This is a genomic window from Bacillus sp. ISL-7, assembly GCF_018613065.1.
In genome coordinates this window covers 130,024-144,511 of the sequence record NZ_JAGGQW010000040.1, presented here as the reverse complement: position 1 = coordinate 144,511, position 14,488 = coordinate 130,024, and the positions used below count along the sequence as shown (strand labels likewise).

General features: G+C 36.9%; 16 protein-coding genes. 5 read left to right on the top strand and 11 right to left on the bottom strand.

Annotated elements, in window-relative coordinates:
* Positions 1 to 180 precede the first annotated feature (180 nt).
* From pyc to J7E66_RS16285, 3 genes are all read right to left on the bottom strand, one after another.
* Positions 181 to 3,624 (bottom strand): pyruvate carboxylase, encoded by a 3,444-nt coding sequence (gene pyc / locus J7E66_RS16295; RefSeq protein ID WP_215001731.1) that lies wholly within the window; start codon positions 3,622 to 3,624, stop codon positions 181 to 183.
* A 68-nt stretch (positions 3,625 to 3,692) separates the two neighbouring features.
* Positions 3,693 to 4,898: an FtsW/RodA/SpoVE family cell cycle protein gene (locus J7E66_RS16290; protein WP_215001729.1), complete on the bottom strand. Its 1,206-nt coding sequence runs from the start codon at positions 4,896 to 4,898 to the stop codon at positions 3,693 to 3,695.
* 203 nt (positions 4,899 to 5,101) lie between these two features.
* Positions 5,102 to 5,383: an Fpa/YlaN family protein gene (locus J7E66_RS16285; RefSeq protein WP_088090352.1), complete on the bottom strand. Its 282-nt coding sequence runs from the start codon at positions 5,381 to 5,383 to the stop codon at positions 5,102 to 5,104.
* A gap of 223 nt (positions 5,384 to 5,606) precedes the next feature.
* Here J7E66_RS16285 and J7E66_RS16280 point away from each other — a divergent pair, with 223 nt between their 5' ends.
* Positions 5,607 to 6,104: a peptidyl-prolyl cis-trans isomerase gene (locus tag J7E66_RS16280; protein ID WP_215001727.1), complete on the top strand. Its 498-nt coding sequence runs from the start codon at positions 5,607 to 5,609 to the stop codon at positions 6,102 to 6,104.
* A gap of 39 nt (positions 6,105 to 6,143) precedes the next feature.
* On the opposite strand, the gene J7E66_RS16275 is transcribed toward J7E66_RS16280, so the two are convergent.
* Positions 6,144 to 7,472 carry a PhoH family protein gene (locus tag J7E66_RS16275; RefSeq protein ID WP_215001725.1) on the bottom strand — a complete coding sequence of 443 codons (1,329 nt, stop codon included), beginning with the start codon at positions 7,470 to 7,472 and terminating at the stop codon, positions 6,144 to 6,146.
* Positions 7,473 to 7,676: 204 nt separating this feature from the next.
* Between J7E66_RS16275 and J7E66_RS16270 the strand changes: the two genes are divergently transcribed.
* On the top strand, positions 7,677 to 8,261 hold the full coding sequence (locus J7E66_RS16270) for a YhcN/YlaJ family sporulation lipoprotein (RefSeq protein ID WP_215001723.1): 585 nt from the start codon (positions 7,677 to 7,679) through the stop codon (positions 8,259 to 8,261).
* A 23-nt stretch (positions 8,262 to 8,284) separates the two neighbouring features.
* Here J7E66_RS16270 and J7E66_RS16265 read toward each other — a convergent pair whose 3' ends face one another.
* Complete coding sequence (locus tag J7E66_RS16265; RefSeq protein ID WP_168242670.1) at positions 8,285 to 8,740, bottom strand: pyridoxamine 5'-phosphate oxidase family protein; 456 nt, start codon at positions 8,738 to 8,740, stop codon at positions 8,285 to 8,287.
* 169 nt (positions 8,741 to 8,909) lie between these two features.
* Here J7E66_RS16265 and J7E66_RS16260 point away from each other — a divergent pair, with 169 nt between their 5' ends.
* Complete coding sequence (locus J7E66_RS16260) at positions 8,910 to 9,110, top strand: YlaI family protein (protein ID WP_214715915.1); 201 nt, start codon at positions 8,910 to 8,912, stop codon at positions 9,108 to 9,110.
* Between the two features lie 90 nt (positions 9,111 to 9,200).
* Here the strand turns inward: J7E66_RS16260 and J7E66_RS16255 are convergent, their stop codons facing one another.
* Genes J7E66_RS16255 through typA form a run of 3 tightly spaced genes read right to left on the bottom strand, consistent with a single transcriptional unit; the run spans position 9,201 to position 11,676 of the window.
* The gene (locus tag J7E66_RS16255) at positions 9,201 to 9,497 is read right to left on the bottom strand and encodes a hypothetical protein (protein WP_215001722.1); all 297 of its coding nucleotides are present in this window, start codon (positions 9,495 to 9,497) and stop codon (positions 9,201 to 9,203) included.
* Positions 9,498 to 9,512: 15 nt separating this feature from the next.
* Complete coding sequence (locus tag J7E66_RS16250) at positions 9,513 to 9,818, bottom strand: YlaH-like family protein (protein WP_168242667.1); 306 nt, start codon at positions 9,816 to 9,818, stop codon at positions 9,513 to 9,515.
* Positions 9,819 to 9,837: 19 nt separating this feature from the next.
* The gene (gene typA / locus J7E66_RS16245; protein ID WP_215001720.1) at positions 9,838 to 11,676 is read right to left on the bottom strand and encodes a translational GTPase TypA; all 1,839 of its coding nucleotides are present in this window, start codon (positions 11,674 to 11,676) and stop codon (positions 9,838 to 9,840) included.
* Positions 11,677 to 11,855: 179 nt separating this feature from the next.
* Here typA and J7E66_RS16240 point away from each other — a divergent pair, with 179 nt between their 5' ends.
* Positions 11,856 to 12,041, top strand: a complete 186-nt coding sequence (locus J7E66_RS16240) for a YlaF family protein (RefSeq protein WP_168242665.1) — start codon at positions 11,856 to 11,858, stop codon at positions 12,039 to 12,041.
* Between the two features lie 25 nt (positions 12,042 to 12,066).
* On the opposite strand, the gene J7E66_RS16235 is transcribed toward J7E66_RS16240, so the two are convergent.
* Positions 12,067 to 12,867, bottom strand: coding sequence for an inositol monophosphatase family protein (locus tag J7E66_RS16235; protein ID WP_215001740.1), 801 nt, complete (start codon positions 12,865 to 12,867; stop codon positions 12,067 to 12,069).
* 265 nt (positions 12,868 to 13,132) lie between these two features.
* Positions 13,133 to 13,327: a hypothetical protein gene (locus J7E66_RS16230; protein WP_088086251.1), complete on the bottom strand. Its 195-nt coding sequence runs from the start codon at positions 13,325 to 13,327 to the stop codon at positions 13,133 to 13,135.
* A 178-nt stretch (positions 13,328 to 13,505) separates the two neighbouring features.
* On the opposite strand from J7E66_RS16230, the gene J7E66_RS16225 reads away from it, so the two are divergent.
* A complete protein-coding gene (locus J7E66_RS16225) occupies positions 13,506 to 14,138 on the top strand; it encodes a YktB family protein (RefSeq protein WP_215001718.1) in 633 nt (210 codons plus the stop codon).
* 41 nt (positions 14,139 to 14,179) lie between these two features.
* Here the strand turns inward: J7E66_RS16225 and J7E66_RS16220 are convergent, their stop codons facing one another.
* Positions 14,180 to 14,452: a UPF0223 family protein gene (locus J7E66_RS16220; protein WP_215001716.1), complete on the bottom strand. Its 273-nt coding sequence runs from the start codon at positions 14,450 to 14,452 to the stop codon at positions 14,180 to 14,182.
* Between the last annotated feature and the right edge of the window lie 36 nt (positions 14,453 to 14,488).

Sequence of the window (14,488 nt, the reverse complement as noted above, 5' to 3'; positions counted from 1 at the left end):
AATAGTTTCATTTGTATCTCGTTAAATATGATTTTGCTCATTTTCATTTCCTCCGTTTATATCTCCCAAATGATTATAAACGGGTTTTAGCCCATTGGACACAAAAAACCCGAATAAGGGACTCTTTTTTAAGTGTCCATTATTCGGGTTATAGTTCACACTCCCTGGCAGCTTTTTTTATTACGCTTTTGCTAATTCAATTAAAAGGTCACCGGTTAATATTGCCTCACCACTGCTGACATAGATATCCTTTACAACGCCTGAAAAAGGTGCTTGAACCGTAGTTTCCATTTTCATCGCTTCGGTAATCATTAAATGATCGCCACGTTCAACCTTTTCTCCTTTTTCAACGACAACTTTGACCACAGTTCCTGGCATCGAGGCAGCAAGGTGATTTTCGTTTTTCGGGTCTGCCTTCAGCTTAGATACCACCGTAGATTTTATATTCTCATCTTTAATGGAGACTTCACGCGGTTGACCATTTAACTCAAAATAAACGACCCTCGTGCCATCGGCTTGAGGATGACCCATAGAGACAAGTTTAACAATTAATGTTTTTCCCGTTTCTATTTCTACTTCTATTTCTTCACCCAATCGCATTCCATAAAGGAACGTAGGTGTGTCTAGTACTGATATATTTCCATACTGTTCATCCGTTTTAATGTACTCCATAAAAACCTTTGGATATAAAGCATACGAAATGATCTCAAAAGCCGTAACCTGTCTACCAAGTTCTTTATACAATTTTTCCTTCAATTTTTCAAAATCAACCGGTTCAAGCAATTCACCTGGACGAACTTCTAGTGGTTTTTTACCTTTTAATATAATTTTTTGAAGTTCCGCTGGAAAACCTCCATAGGGCTTGCCAAGAAATCCTTCAAATAATTCAACGACAGAATCAGGGAAATCTAACATATGTCCCTTTAAAAGCACATCTTCCTCACTTAAATCATTTTGAACCATAAATAGAGCCATATCACCTACGACCTTTGATGAAGGCGTCACTTTTACAATATCACCGAACATATTATTAACTCGTGAATACATTTCTTTAACTTCATCCCAACGCTCACCAAGGCTTACTGCTCTTGCCTGTTGTTGGAGATTGCTATATTGCCCACCCGGCATTTCATGTTGATATACCTCAGTGTGGGGGGAAATCATTCCGCTTTCAAAATCCTGATAATATTTACGGACATCCTCCCAATAATAAGACAATTTTTCTAGTGCTTGGATATTTACTTTTGGTTTCCGAGGATTCCCTTCAAGTGCATAAAATAACGAATTAGCACTAGGCTGAGAAGTTAAGGCTGCCATTGTACCCAATGCTGTATCAACAATATCCACTCCACCATCAATTGCACGAGCATAGGTATAGAGACCATTTCCACTTGTGTCATGCGTATGGAGATGGATAGGAATATCGACGGTTTCCTTTAACTCAGAAACCAGCCTGTACGCTGCTTCAGGCTTCAATAAGCCTGCCATGTCCTTAATTCCTAGGATGTGGGCACCTTGTTGTTCCAGCTCTTTGGCCAAGCTTTTATAATAGTGAAGATTATATTTCGTCCTTGTCTCATCTAAAATGTCCCCTGTATAACATATCGAAGCCTCGGCAATTTTACCGCTTTGACGCACTGCATCAATTGCAACTTCCATACCTTTTACCCAGTTTAAGCTGTCGAAAATTCGAAAAACATCAATTCCAGCTGAAGAAGATTGGTCAACAAATTCACGAATCAAATTATCAGGATAATTTTTATATCCCACTGCATTGGCCCCACGTATTAACATTTGGAACAGTACATTTGGAATTTTCCTGCGTAGAGTTACCAATCTGTCCCAAGGATCTTCTTTTAAGAACCTGTAGGCAACATCAAAAGTTGCTCCGCCCCACATTTCAAAAGAGAATAAATCAGGTAAAAGTTTTGCAGAGGGCTCAGCTATATGAAGAATATCAGTCGTCCGCATACGGGTTGCTAATAGCGACTGATGAGCATCTCTAAATGTTGTATCCGTTAATAAGACCTGCTTTTGATTCTTGACCCATTCCACAAGTCCATTGGCACCATACTTGTCAAGAATTTGCTTCGTCCCCTCTTGATACGGTAAATCATAGGGTAAATTAGGAATTCTTGGCTTCGGAAATACTGGTCTTTTCTTCTTTTCAATACCTGGAAACCCGTTAACAGTGACCGTGCCGATGTATGACAGCATTTTAGTTCCGCGGTCCTTTCGGAATGGGAAAATGAACAGTTCCGGTGTTGTATCAATGAATGAAGTATCATATTCGCCATTCCTAAATTTCTCATGCTTCACAACATTCTCTAAGAATGGGATATTTGTTTTGATCCCTCTAATCCTGAATTCCTGTAAATTTCGAACCATTTTTGATGCAGCTTGCTCAAAGGTTAACGCCCATGTAGAAAGCTTTACTAATAAAGAGTCATAATACGGTGTAATTACAGCTCCTTGAAAGCCATTTCCAGCATCAAGACGCACCCCAAAGCCGCCCCCTGAGCGATAGGCCATAATTTTACCGGTATCAGGCATAAAATTATTAAGCGGGTCTTCAGTTGTTACCCTTGACTGTATAGCAAATCCATTCATTTGAATTTTTTCTTGCTGTGGTATACCGATAATAGGACCATGTAATTCGTGCCCCTCTGATACCAAAATTTGCGTCTGCACAATGTCGACTCCTGTTATCATTTCTGTTACAGTATGTTCCACTTGTACACGTGGATTTACTTCTATAAAATAAAAGTCATTTCCTGAAACCAGAAACTCTACTGTACCTGCATTTAGGTAATCAACATTTTTCATCAATTTTACGGCCGCCGCACAAATCCTTTCTCGCAACTCAACAGAAATAGACACACTTGGAGCAACCTCCACTACCTTTTGATGGCGTCTTTGAACAGAACAATCGCGGTCAAAAAGATGAACAATATTCCCATGCCGATCACCAATGATTTGCACTTCGATATGTTTAGGACTTTCAATTAATTTTTCAAGATAAACTTCATCATTCCCAAAAGCGGCTTTCGCTTCCGACTTTGCTCGTTCAAATGATTCACGGATTTCCTCTATGCGTTTAACAATTCTCATCCCGCGCCCGCCTCCGCCAAGAGAGGCCTTTATGATTATGGGTAACTTGTGTACTTCCACAAAATCTTCAACATCACTTACCTCTGTTACGGGACCAGGACTACCAGGAATCACTGGTATTCCAGCTAGCTCTGCTTGATGCCTTGCTTTTACCTTATCTCCAAACATATCAAGTTGTGTAATGGACGGACCGATAAAAATAATCCCTTCTTCTTCACATCGCTTGGCAAAATGAATATTTTCTGACATAAACCCATAACCTGGATGTATGGCATTTGCTCCGCTTTTTTTGGCTATAGCAATGATGCCATCAATGTCTAAATAGGCATCAATTGGTTTTTTTCCTTCCCCAACCAAATAAGCCTCATCCGCCTTATAACGATGATAGGCCCCAGAATCCTCTTTCGAATAAATTGCAACTGTTCGAATATTCAGTTCAGTACACGCGCGAAAAACCCTTATCGCTATTTCTCCCCTATTGGCAACCAACACTTTATTTATCTGTCTTGTCATTTAAAGCACCTCATATTCTATGTATTTTTAAAAACGCGAAGAAGCAAATATTGTCCTTCGCGTTTTGATTAAATATAGAAAACATTGCCATCTTTTGATTGATTCCTATTAGTCACTTGATCCTGTTTATTTTTATATTTTTTTTCATATTTAGTGAACATAGAAACATTTACAAGTATTCCTGTCGCTCCCGCAAGCATCAAGAGTGATGATCCTCCGTAACTAATAAATGGCAGCGGTACACCAGTCAGTGGAATTAGTCCAGAAACTCCAGCTAGATTGATAAAGGACTGAATCCCAATCATGCTCGAAATACCAATAGCAAGCAGACTTCCAAAAGGGTCCTTACATTGTAAGCCAATATAAATTCCCCTTAATACAATATAAAAAAGGAGAATAATAACGAATCCTACACCCCAAATCCCTAATTCTTCCGCAATTACAGCCATAATGAAATCCGTATGTGATTCCGGCAGATAACCAAGCTTTTGAATACTTTTCCCAAGACCCAACCCATTTACTCCACCAGAACCGATGGCGATATAGGAGTTTGCCAAGTGAAAACCTTCATTATTTACATATTTATCATTAAATGGATTATCTAATACAGCAAAACGACTTAGTTGTTCTTCAGAAAAAAACTTCCCCCAGGAAACTAAAATAAGCGGCAGAAGGACGATAAGCGCCATAATAAGTAATTTACCGATACTTTTAAAATTCATACCAGAGCATAAAACCATCATACAAGCTATGGCTATGATAATAGCTGCTGTACCGAAGTCAGGTTGAAAAATGATAAGTGCACATATGAAAAAAAGATATACTAAAGGCGGGAGAACACCTTTGTTAAATTGATTGATATAGGCTTGCTTTTTCGCATAAACGGCTGCTAAATAAATAATGGCAGCAAGCTTGACAAACTCCGATGGTTGAAATAAGAAAGTGCCAATTGAGTACCAGCTTTGCGCATTATTTTTTTCTACCCCAAATACAAATAATCCTAATAGAGATAAAATAGATGATAGCACAATCAATACCAGAACTTTTTTGAACATCATGATCTTATATGGAATAATTGCTGCGATAAGGAAGATCACAGTAAAAATCATCAGCCATACTTTTTGTTTTTGGTAAAAATAATCTGGTGGATAACCATACCTTTGAACTGCGGAAGCCATGCTTGAGCTATAGATCATAACAAGTCCAAATAAACACAAAAGGATGGTGGCAATAATTAATGAAAAATCATATGATTTCAATATTTTTTTCAGCATTTAAAAAGTCCTCATTTTCAATATTGATTTATATCCCTCTATTATAATAGAAAATAAACATTTTTACTTGAGGAAAAGTTAATTTGTTACAACAATTTAATAAAGAATATTCTGAAATAAGGAAATTGATTGAGCCCGTTTTTGTTTTCTTGAAATAATAAAAAACCCAAACAATTAACACGGATTGTTTGAGTTCTTTGCTACTATTTCCTTAACGATGAATCGTGAAGCGCTGATAATTCTCTTTCTAATGTATCTAGAATTGCCTTACCGTCTTTACTATCTATTAAGCCTAACCGAACAGCAAAATCTATTTCTCTTGATAAACCAAACATTTGTGTATCCAATACCTCTTCATAAAGAGGGCATTGAGGCATCGTGAGATTGTCCATTTGCACTTTGATTAGCTTTAATATTTTTTCAGCGTCAGCCTGTAGTAAGGCATATGCTTTTTCCTGGTGATTCACGATCATTTCAGACGCCAACATTGATCCCCCCATTTCAGAGCGATAATTCAACTTATCTATAAATTTTACCGTTTACAAAGGAAAATTGCAAGAACTATGAAGTGGATTGCACAAAGGAGTTTGTTTAAAACGGCAGCTATTCAGATAGATTTTATCCTCTTAAGGAACCTGCTTTTACTATTATGACATTTTGCCCAAAAAAAGTTATACTAATTATGCAAGGGTTAAGGGGGAATGAAAAATGGAAAATATCATTATCATATCTGGAAAAGTGAAATATTCGATCACGCTTGATCCAGGTGTGTGGATTTTCGACGACCGACGAGTTGATTTAACGACCTTTTTTTCAACAAAATTAGAGAGTACCAATTCATTAGATGAATATACTAAAGCTGTTTCTAAGCATTGGGACCGTGAAATTATGGAGGGTGCCATTTATCCTCCTACATTGAAATCTGAAAAGAAATTCGAGAAGGAAAAGGTGTTAACTGGTACCTTTGGTATTCCATTGAAGCCTTTTTTATTAAATTCGGAGCCTGCTCGTGATGCTCACACTTTTGTAATTCAGAGCACAGAGGGGGAATATGAGTACCCTCTTGAAACAGCCTATGATTTTATATTGGGTTTCTCCGATAAAGGTAAACCACTTACGTTAGATGGCCCCATTCATGTCTATTTAGGTGATGGTTCAAATCAACAAAGTCCAATTAAAAATATAAAGAGTTTTATCATAAAATAAGACGGGTGCCTTGGGCGCCCGTTTTACTTTTATGATTATTTACAGCAAATCTGCTGCCAAAAGTGCCAAACCTGACCTTTCCCCTTTCATTAATTTAACATGTCCGGAAATGACTTGATCCTTGAACTTTTCTACAACATACGTTAAACCGTTGTTATAGGCATCAAGATATGGATGATCTATCTGTTCTGGGTCACCCATTAAAACAATTTTACTGCCTTCTCCGACACGGGTAAGAATAGTCTTTACTTCATGCTTCGTTAAGTTTTGTGCTTCATCAATAATGATAAACTGCTTTGGCAAACTTCTGCCTCGAATATACGTTAATGCCTCTACCTCAATCGAACCCATACCTGCTAAAATCGCATCAAGTTCACCAGGCTTTTTAGTATTGAAAAGATATTCTAAATTATCAAAAATTGGCTGCATCCATGGTCTTAATTTCTCTTGTTTTTCTCCCGGTAAAAACCCTAAGTCTTTTCCCACAGGTACAATTGGTCTAGCCACTAATAGTTTTTTATATTCCCTGAAATCTTCCGTTTGCATTAATCCTGAGGCTAATGCAAGAAGCGTTTTCCCTGTGCCTGCCTTCCCCGTTAATGTAACAAGATGAATATCCTTACGAAGTAATAATTCAATTGCCATGGTTTGTTGTACATTTCTTGAATGGATCCCCCAAACATGCTCTTGGTTTAATGCTAATTTTTTTACCTTCTTACTCGTTTTATCTACCATTCCTATCGCTGAAGCAGAACTACCAAGAGCATCTTTCATTACTAGAAATTGGTTTGGATAAAATGGGTGATTAGCGATCTCAGAAAGATTTAACTCCCCTTTTTCATAAAAACGACCTAGTAATTCTATTGGCAGGAATACTTCAAAAAAACCTGTGTAAATATGATCGATTTCTACAACACGGTCATTTAAAAAATCTTCAGCATCTAAACCTATGGCATCTGCTTTTACCCTAACTAGGGCATCCTTACTAACGAGAATGACTGACTTTCCATTTTCCTTTGTTTGTTCTTCTAAAAATAAATTTTTTGCCACAGCTAGAATACGATTATCATTTGTTTTTTCAACAAATATATCCTGAAGCTCATGAAAGGTACGATGATTCAATTCAATTCTGATGGTTCCACCGTTTTCAAGCGGTATTTTCTCGTGGAGTTTTCCTGAGGCCCTTAGGCCATCAATTAATCTCGAAACATGTCTTGCGTTTCTCCCAACTTCATCCATATATCTTTTCTTTGAGTCCACTTCTTCAAGAACCACTGCAGGAATAACAACTTCATTATCTTCAAAGGAGAAGAGGGAATACGGGTCTTGTAACAAAACATTTGTATCTAACACGTATATTTTACTCAAAGCAACGCCTCCTGCTTTCCTTGTTGTTAGGTTTGTTAAATTGCGGAACAACCCTTTTGCTAGATTGGACTTTGGTAAAATATATGTTTATTGGAATAAAGATAGAAGGAGTTCCGCACAATAAATGTTAGTGAGACCATTCAATAATTCGGAGGAAGAGGCTTAATTTCAATTATTTATAAGTAATGCGGAGGTGGATAATAAATGAAGAAAACCCTGATTATTACTGCGTTATGTCTGATCCTAGCCGGCTGCAGTACAAAAAAGGAACTAACAAACAATGAGAACGCATCATATGTTAAGGTAAAAAACAGCTACATTGAAAGTGTTGACCGAAAAACGGGACAGGAAATCTCCAAACGTTTAGTTAGGCTGGCGACAAGTATCCCAAATGTTAACGATGCAACTGCAGTGGTATTAGGAAGATACGCGATTGTCGGAATTGATGTAAATGCGAAAATTGATCGTTCCCAAGTTGGATCCATAAAATATTCTGTAGCCGAAAGCTTAAAAAAGGATCCGTACGGAGCAAAAGCAGTTGTTGTTGCTGACGCTGATACAACACAGCGTTTAAAAGAAATACAAACAGATATTAATAAGGGCAGACCAATACAGGGTATTATGGAAGAGCTAGCAGATGTAGCCGGTCGATTAATGCCTGAGATACCAGGAGACTTAATTACTCCAAGCCCTAAAAATGCCACCGAAAAACCTGATAAAAAGCTTCCTGAAAAGGATAAAAAGAAACTAGAAAAGGAACAAGAAGACCAATCTAATCACTATAAATAAAAATGAGAAAAGCTTAGGGATTCCTAAGCTTTTCTCATTGCCTCCATAACTTGATTGTCTAACTTTTGGGCAGCGTTTTTATCATATGTTTTATCATATTGAACTTCAGAGACTATTTTAGATCCATAAAACATAACATCCCTTACTGCTGTTATGGCTACTTGTATCAAAGCCAGCTTTAATGGTACGTCTTTAAGTCTCTCTTCTATTATTTGGGCTGTCCCATGAATTGCGTATGTAGATTCATTAGCAATTATATTAATAACGACTTGATTGTTATTAATTAAATTCTCAAGAATTCTGGAACGATTATCCACCGCAAAATAAATGGTACTTTCATCTTTTGCTAATACCCAAGAAATAGAACTAATATTTGGGCCCCCTGATTCATGATCTACTGTTGCCACTGTCACGAACCGTTCCTTTTGCAGTTCATCATATAAAGGCTTGATTAGCTTTGGTTCCACTTGGTTTGCCATTAAAACATCCCCTTTACTTATTCCTTCACCCTGTTAAAAAACAGATATTCTCATATTACTACTATCCCATGCTTTCATCAAATTAAACCAATTGATTACATTCAAACTTTCTGCCATGATATACTAGAGGAAACAGTCGGTTATTAGAAATAGTTAAAGAGGTGTCTTAATGAGAGTTAAATGCGTAATTTGCGATAAAATTGAAGCGATTGAAGATGAATCGTTTGAGGCCAAGCGTCTACGTAATCGTCCCATCCATACATATATGTGTAAACAATGTAAGACAAGAATAACTGAAAAAACAAATGCCAGATTTGAAACAGGCAATTTCCGATTATATCGTGCGAAGTCTGAAGAAGATGATTGGTAAAACGAAAAGCCGTAGCGTCCCTAGGCGCTGGAGCTGGACAAGAAAAAACCATCATGCTCATTCCAAAGTGGAATGAACATGATGGTTTTTTTATTCTTCTTCTTCGATTGGGTAATTCTCGTACTTTTCTGGCTCTTGATTGATTTGGTTTAGCATAACCTCAATTAATTCCTGAGGATAACGAGTTTTTTTAGTTTCTTCTCCTTGCTGATAGGAAACATAATACATGACATTATCTTTTGTTACCTCAATGTTTGAGAGGTGAAGTTCAGCTATCATTTCTTCAAAAAGGTTTAGTGTATCTCGTGCTGCAGTGTCATCAGGCCTTGCGTCGCATACAACCTTAATAGTAAGCCAATTATATAGTGTATCCTGTACGGATTTCATTTAATTAAACCCCCGTTATTTCGCTTCAGCCTGATCCTTTTTCGTTTGATGTAAGCGTATTTTATAGATGATCAATAACACCGCCGCACCTGCAAGTCCTTCTGCAATTGGTAAGGCATAAGAAAAAATAAGCATTACAAAGCATCCAATTAAAAGGCAAATATAGATCACGATATTTTTCAAAAGAGGCAGTTTTTTTGCAAAGCCTAACTTATATACAATTGCCGCTAAAATTACAATATATAAATACTGTAACCACACAGCAGTTTTTACATCTGTTAGTTCAATGAAAAATCTAAGACTAGGAGAGAATCCTTCCATCTTCTTGCACTCCTTTTACTTAACTCTGTTCAGCATATTTTTTCTTTTTAGCTGCTCTTTCACGTTCGTTTTTATCAAGAATTTTTTTACGAAGACGAATCGATTCTGGAGTAACCTCACAATATTCGTCTTCATTTAAATATTCTAATGACTCTTCTAATGTCATAATACGCGGTTTTTTAATTACAGATGTTTGATCTTTGTTAGCTGAACGAACATTTGTCGCTTGTTTCATTTTTGTAATATTTACGGTGATATCATTTTCACGAGTGTTTTCGCCAACGATCATACCCTCGTAAATTTCCGTACCTGGCTCAACGAAAATGGTTCCGCGGTCTTCAACTTGCATGATACCATAAGTCGAAGCTTTTCCTGATTCCATTGACACTAGAACACCTTGGTGTCTTCCGCCGACTTGACCTGGTAACATTGGCTGATAGCTGTCAAAGGTATGATTAATAATTCCATAACCGCGAGTCATTGTTAAGAACTCGGTTGTGTAACCAATTAATCCACGTGCAGGTACATTAAAGATTAAGCGTACTTGACCTGAACCATTGTTAATCATGTCAATCATTTCTCCTTTACGGGCACCAATGGATTCCATTACTGAACCAGTATGTTCTTCTGGGACATCTATTTGAACTCTTTCAACTGGCTCACAGCGTACACCGTCAATAACTTTGACAATAACTTCTGGCTTTGAAACTTGAAGTTCATAACCTTCACGGCGCATGTTTTCAATAAGAATTGATAAATGGAGCTCACCACGGCCAGAAACGATCCAAGCATCAGGTGAATCCGTGTTATCAACACGTAAACTTACGTCAGTTTGCAATTGAGAACGAAGTCTTTCTTCAATCTTCCTTGAAGTTAAATATTTGCCTTCTCTACCGGCAAATGGGCTGTTGTTTACGACGAAAGTCATTTGTAATGTTGGCTCATCGATTCTTAAAATTGGCAGGGCTTCCTGATGTTCAACAGGACAAACTGTCTCACCCACATTTATATCTTCCATTCCTGAAACAGCAATTAAGTCGCCGGCTTTGGCTTCTTCTATTTCTTGGCGTTTTAATCCAAAGAAACCGAAAATCTTGGTGACCCGGAATTGCTTAACTGAACCGTCTAACTTCATCAGTGCTACTTGTTGACCCACGTTCATCGTACCGCGGAAAACACGACCGATTCCAATTCTGCCAACATAATCATTATAATCAAGAAGGGCAACTTGGAATTGCAACGGCTCTTCATGATTATCAACAGGGGCTGGGATATATTCAACAATCGCATCATATAAGGATTGCATATTTTCATCTTGCTTTTCAGGGTTTGTACTTGCTGTACCATTAATCGCTGAAGCGTAGATAACTGGGAATTCAAGTTGATCCTCAGTTGCTTCAAGTTCGATAAACAAATCGATCACTTCATCAATTACCTCTGCAGGTCGTGCAAAGTCACGGTCAATTTTATTGACAACAACAATAGGAGTTAACTTCTGCTCTAATGCCTTTTTAAGAACAAAACGAGTTTGTGGCATACAGCCTTCATAGGCATCAACTACTAACAATACACCATCAACCATTTTCATAATCCGTTCAACTTCTCCGCCAAAATCAGCGTGTCCCGGAGTATCCAATATATTAATTCGTTTATCTTTGTATTGAATAGCTGTGTTTTTCGCCAAAATGGTAATTCCGCGTTCTCTTTCTAAATCATTTGAATCCATTGCACGTTCTTCAACATGTTCATTAGTACGAAATGTACCTGACTGTTTTAACAATTGGTCAACCAAAGTTGTTTTACCGTGGTCAACGTGGGCAATAATTGCAATATTACGTATATCATCTCTTAATTTCAAACAATTCCACTCCTACCTATATTTTAAAAATAAAACTATTTATAGTTTCTCATTTATAACTAAAACATTATACCACAAATAAAGTGGAAACCCCTAACCATTTTATTGTAGAATAAAAATATACTTAAAACAGTGGGCCTTTAACTAGCTGTATTTCAATGAAAAAGGGGTATAAAATGATGAAAAACGTGAAGTGGCCTTTACTTGTGTATGCCATCCTTGCAGCCGCAAGTATAATGGGGATTGGAATCGCAATAAGCGAAAAAAGCTTAATAGGAGCAATCGGTTGTTTCGTTGCAATTATTGTAATAATGGGAATGGGCTTTAAAACAAAAAGAAAAATGCGCGAGAACGGTGAGTTATAAAAAGAAGCCTCGATTGGCTTCTTTTTTACCATTTTCTCTCTTTTAAGTAATCCTTTAAGATTGTTTGGTGGAGGCCAGGTTTAGCTGTTAATAATGAATCCTGCGAAAGGAAATTCAGCTTATCTCCCCATAAATTTGTCACTATACCACCTAGTTCTTCGATTATTACTGCCCCAGCAGCAATATCCCATGGTGATAAACGCATGGAAATATAGGCATCCACTCTTCCTGTTGCAACAAAAACCATTTCGAGCGCAGCAGAACCATAAGACCTTGTTCCTCTCGCTGCTTTAACAAGAGGAATCATTAAATTGTGATCGATCCGATGATTTTCCATCACCCATGTGGCATTGAGTGCGATGATGGATTCCTTAACGGTTGTTTCCTTTAGTACATCTAGAGGCTTTTCATTTAAATAGGCCCCATTTCCTCTTTTAGCATGATACAATTCGTCATGTACGACATCATATATGAGTCCGATCTTTCCAACACCATTTTCATACACGCCAAGGGAAATAGCAAAATTTCTTTTTTGATGGACGAAATTCATCGTCCCATCGATTGGATCAATCATCCAAACAATTCCCTCAAGATTATCAAGTGAATCACCAAATCCCTCTTCGCCCATTATTTTATGATCTGGATACACTTCTCTAATTTTACTAATAAAAAATTGCTCAATTTCTTTATCGATATTTGTTACAAGATCATTAGCATTCGTTTTTGTTTCAATATTTAATGTTTCATTAAAAGATAACCTGATTTTAACCCCTGCCTCATTTACCCATTCCTTTGCATGAGCATAAATTTGATCCCAGTTCATAATTCTCCTCCAAATATCCTATTTCTTCATTAGTTTTCATGTATGTAGTATGATGCCGGACAAATTAGATGATGTACCTTTAGCTTAATCAAATTGATGTAACACAGCAACTTTTTGGCGTATTATAAGTTTCAATTATAGTAAAGGGCAATAATAAACGAACCCCCCTCTTTTTTGCTGGAGTTCGTTTTAGATAAGTTCAGGATATATTCTATTTCGATTCATTCTTATTTATTTCTCCTTGGATAAAAAAAAACCGTCTTATTTATCAAAGGGCTTTTAATCGTAATAATTCTTGGCGGATTTTTTCTAATTTTTGTTTGCAATCCTTCATTTTTTTCTCGTTCTTTTCCTCAATCGCTTCGAATAATGTAGCTAATTCATAATCCATTTCCAATCGCAAAACTGCAGTTCTTTCCTTTTCGCCTGCTTTTTTAAGTGAGGTATTCATAAGTTGTTTCACGTTTCTCCTCCCCTTCCTAAATTTAACTATTTTTTCAGATTATTTTTTTTACTGTATAATATGAGTCAGGGAGATATGTTGCAACAAATATGTGCTTTAACCTAGAAAGCATCTCACTACTCGTCTGGTAAGTGGTATGCTACAATTAAGTACAATTGTTTTGTTGGAGGTTTAGTTTATGAGCTTTAAGGGATTTACAAATGAGGACTTTGATGTTTTTTTAATAGATGGTTTAGAGGCTAGAATGGCAGCACTAAAAGAGACAATTCGTCCAAAATTAGAAGATTTGGGAGAATACTTTGCCCCTACAATATCTGTATTAACAGATGATGAAATGTTTGTTCATGTCGCCAAACATGCAAGGCGCACTATTAATCCACCAAAGGATACTTGGGTCGCATTTTCAAACAGCCCTCGAGGTTATAAAATGCTTCCGCATTTTCAAATTGGCTTGTGGAATACCCATTTATTTATATGGTTTGCCGTAATTTATGAAGCACCCCAAAAAGATAAGATTGCTGAAAGGTTTTCAAAAAAAATCACTAAAATTTTCAAAGATACACCAAAAGATTTTGTTTGGTCTCTTGATCATACAAAACCAGAAGCAATTGAACACCGTCAACTAACAAAGGATGATCTTCATTCGCTGTTTGATCGGCTGCAAAACGTAAAGAAAGCAGAATTGTTATGCGGCTATACAATCAACAGGGAACAAGTCATCCAATTAGGTTCAGATGGGCTAATACAACAAATTGAGGACGTTTTTAATAAAGTAGCCACACTTTATAAAATCTCTCTTAATAAAAAATAATAAGAAGAAGCTCCCAGACCAAATAGTTCGGGAGCTTCTTTTTATTTCATTTTAATTATATCCCCAGATGAAGACTCTTTTGCTTTTTTTATGGTCCGATAGGACGAATAACCACTCATTTCTTCAAATTCACCACAAATAGTTTTTTCTTCCGCCTTGCTTGGGACAATTTCTTTAAATCGACGATACGCCTTCATTACAGCATCACGTTCAATTCCGTTTTCATACGCCTTCTCAATGGTTTCAAAAAATGCAATTACATCAACAATTTCATCTGTGCTCCAATGATAATCAATGGGATATTGGTATTCCATTCTTTCACCTACTAACTATTTTAACTAAAATGAATC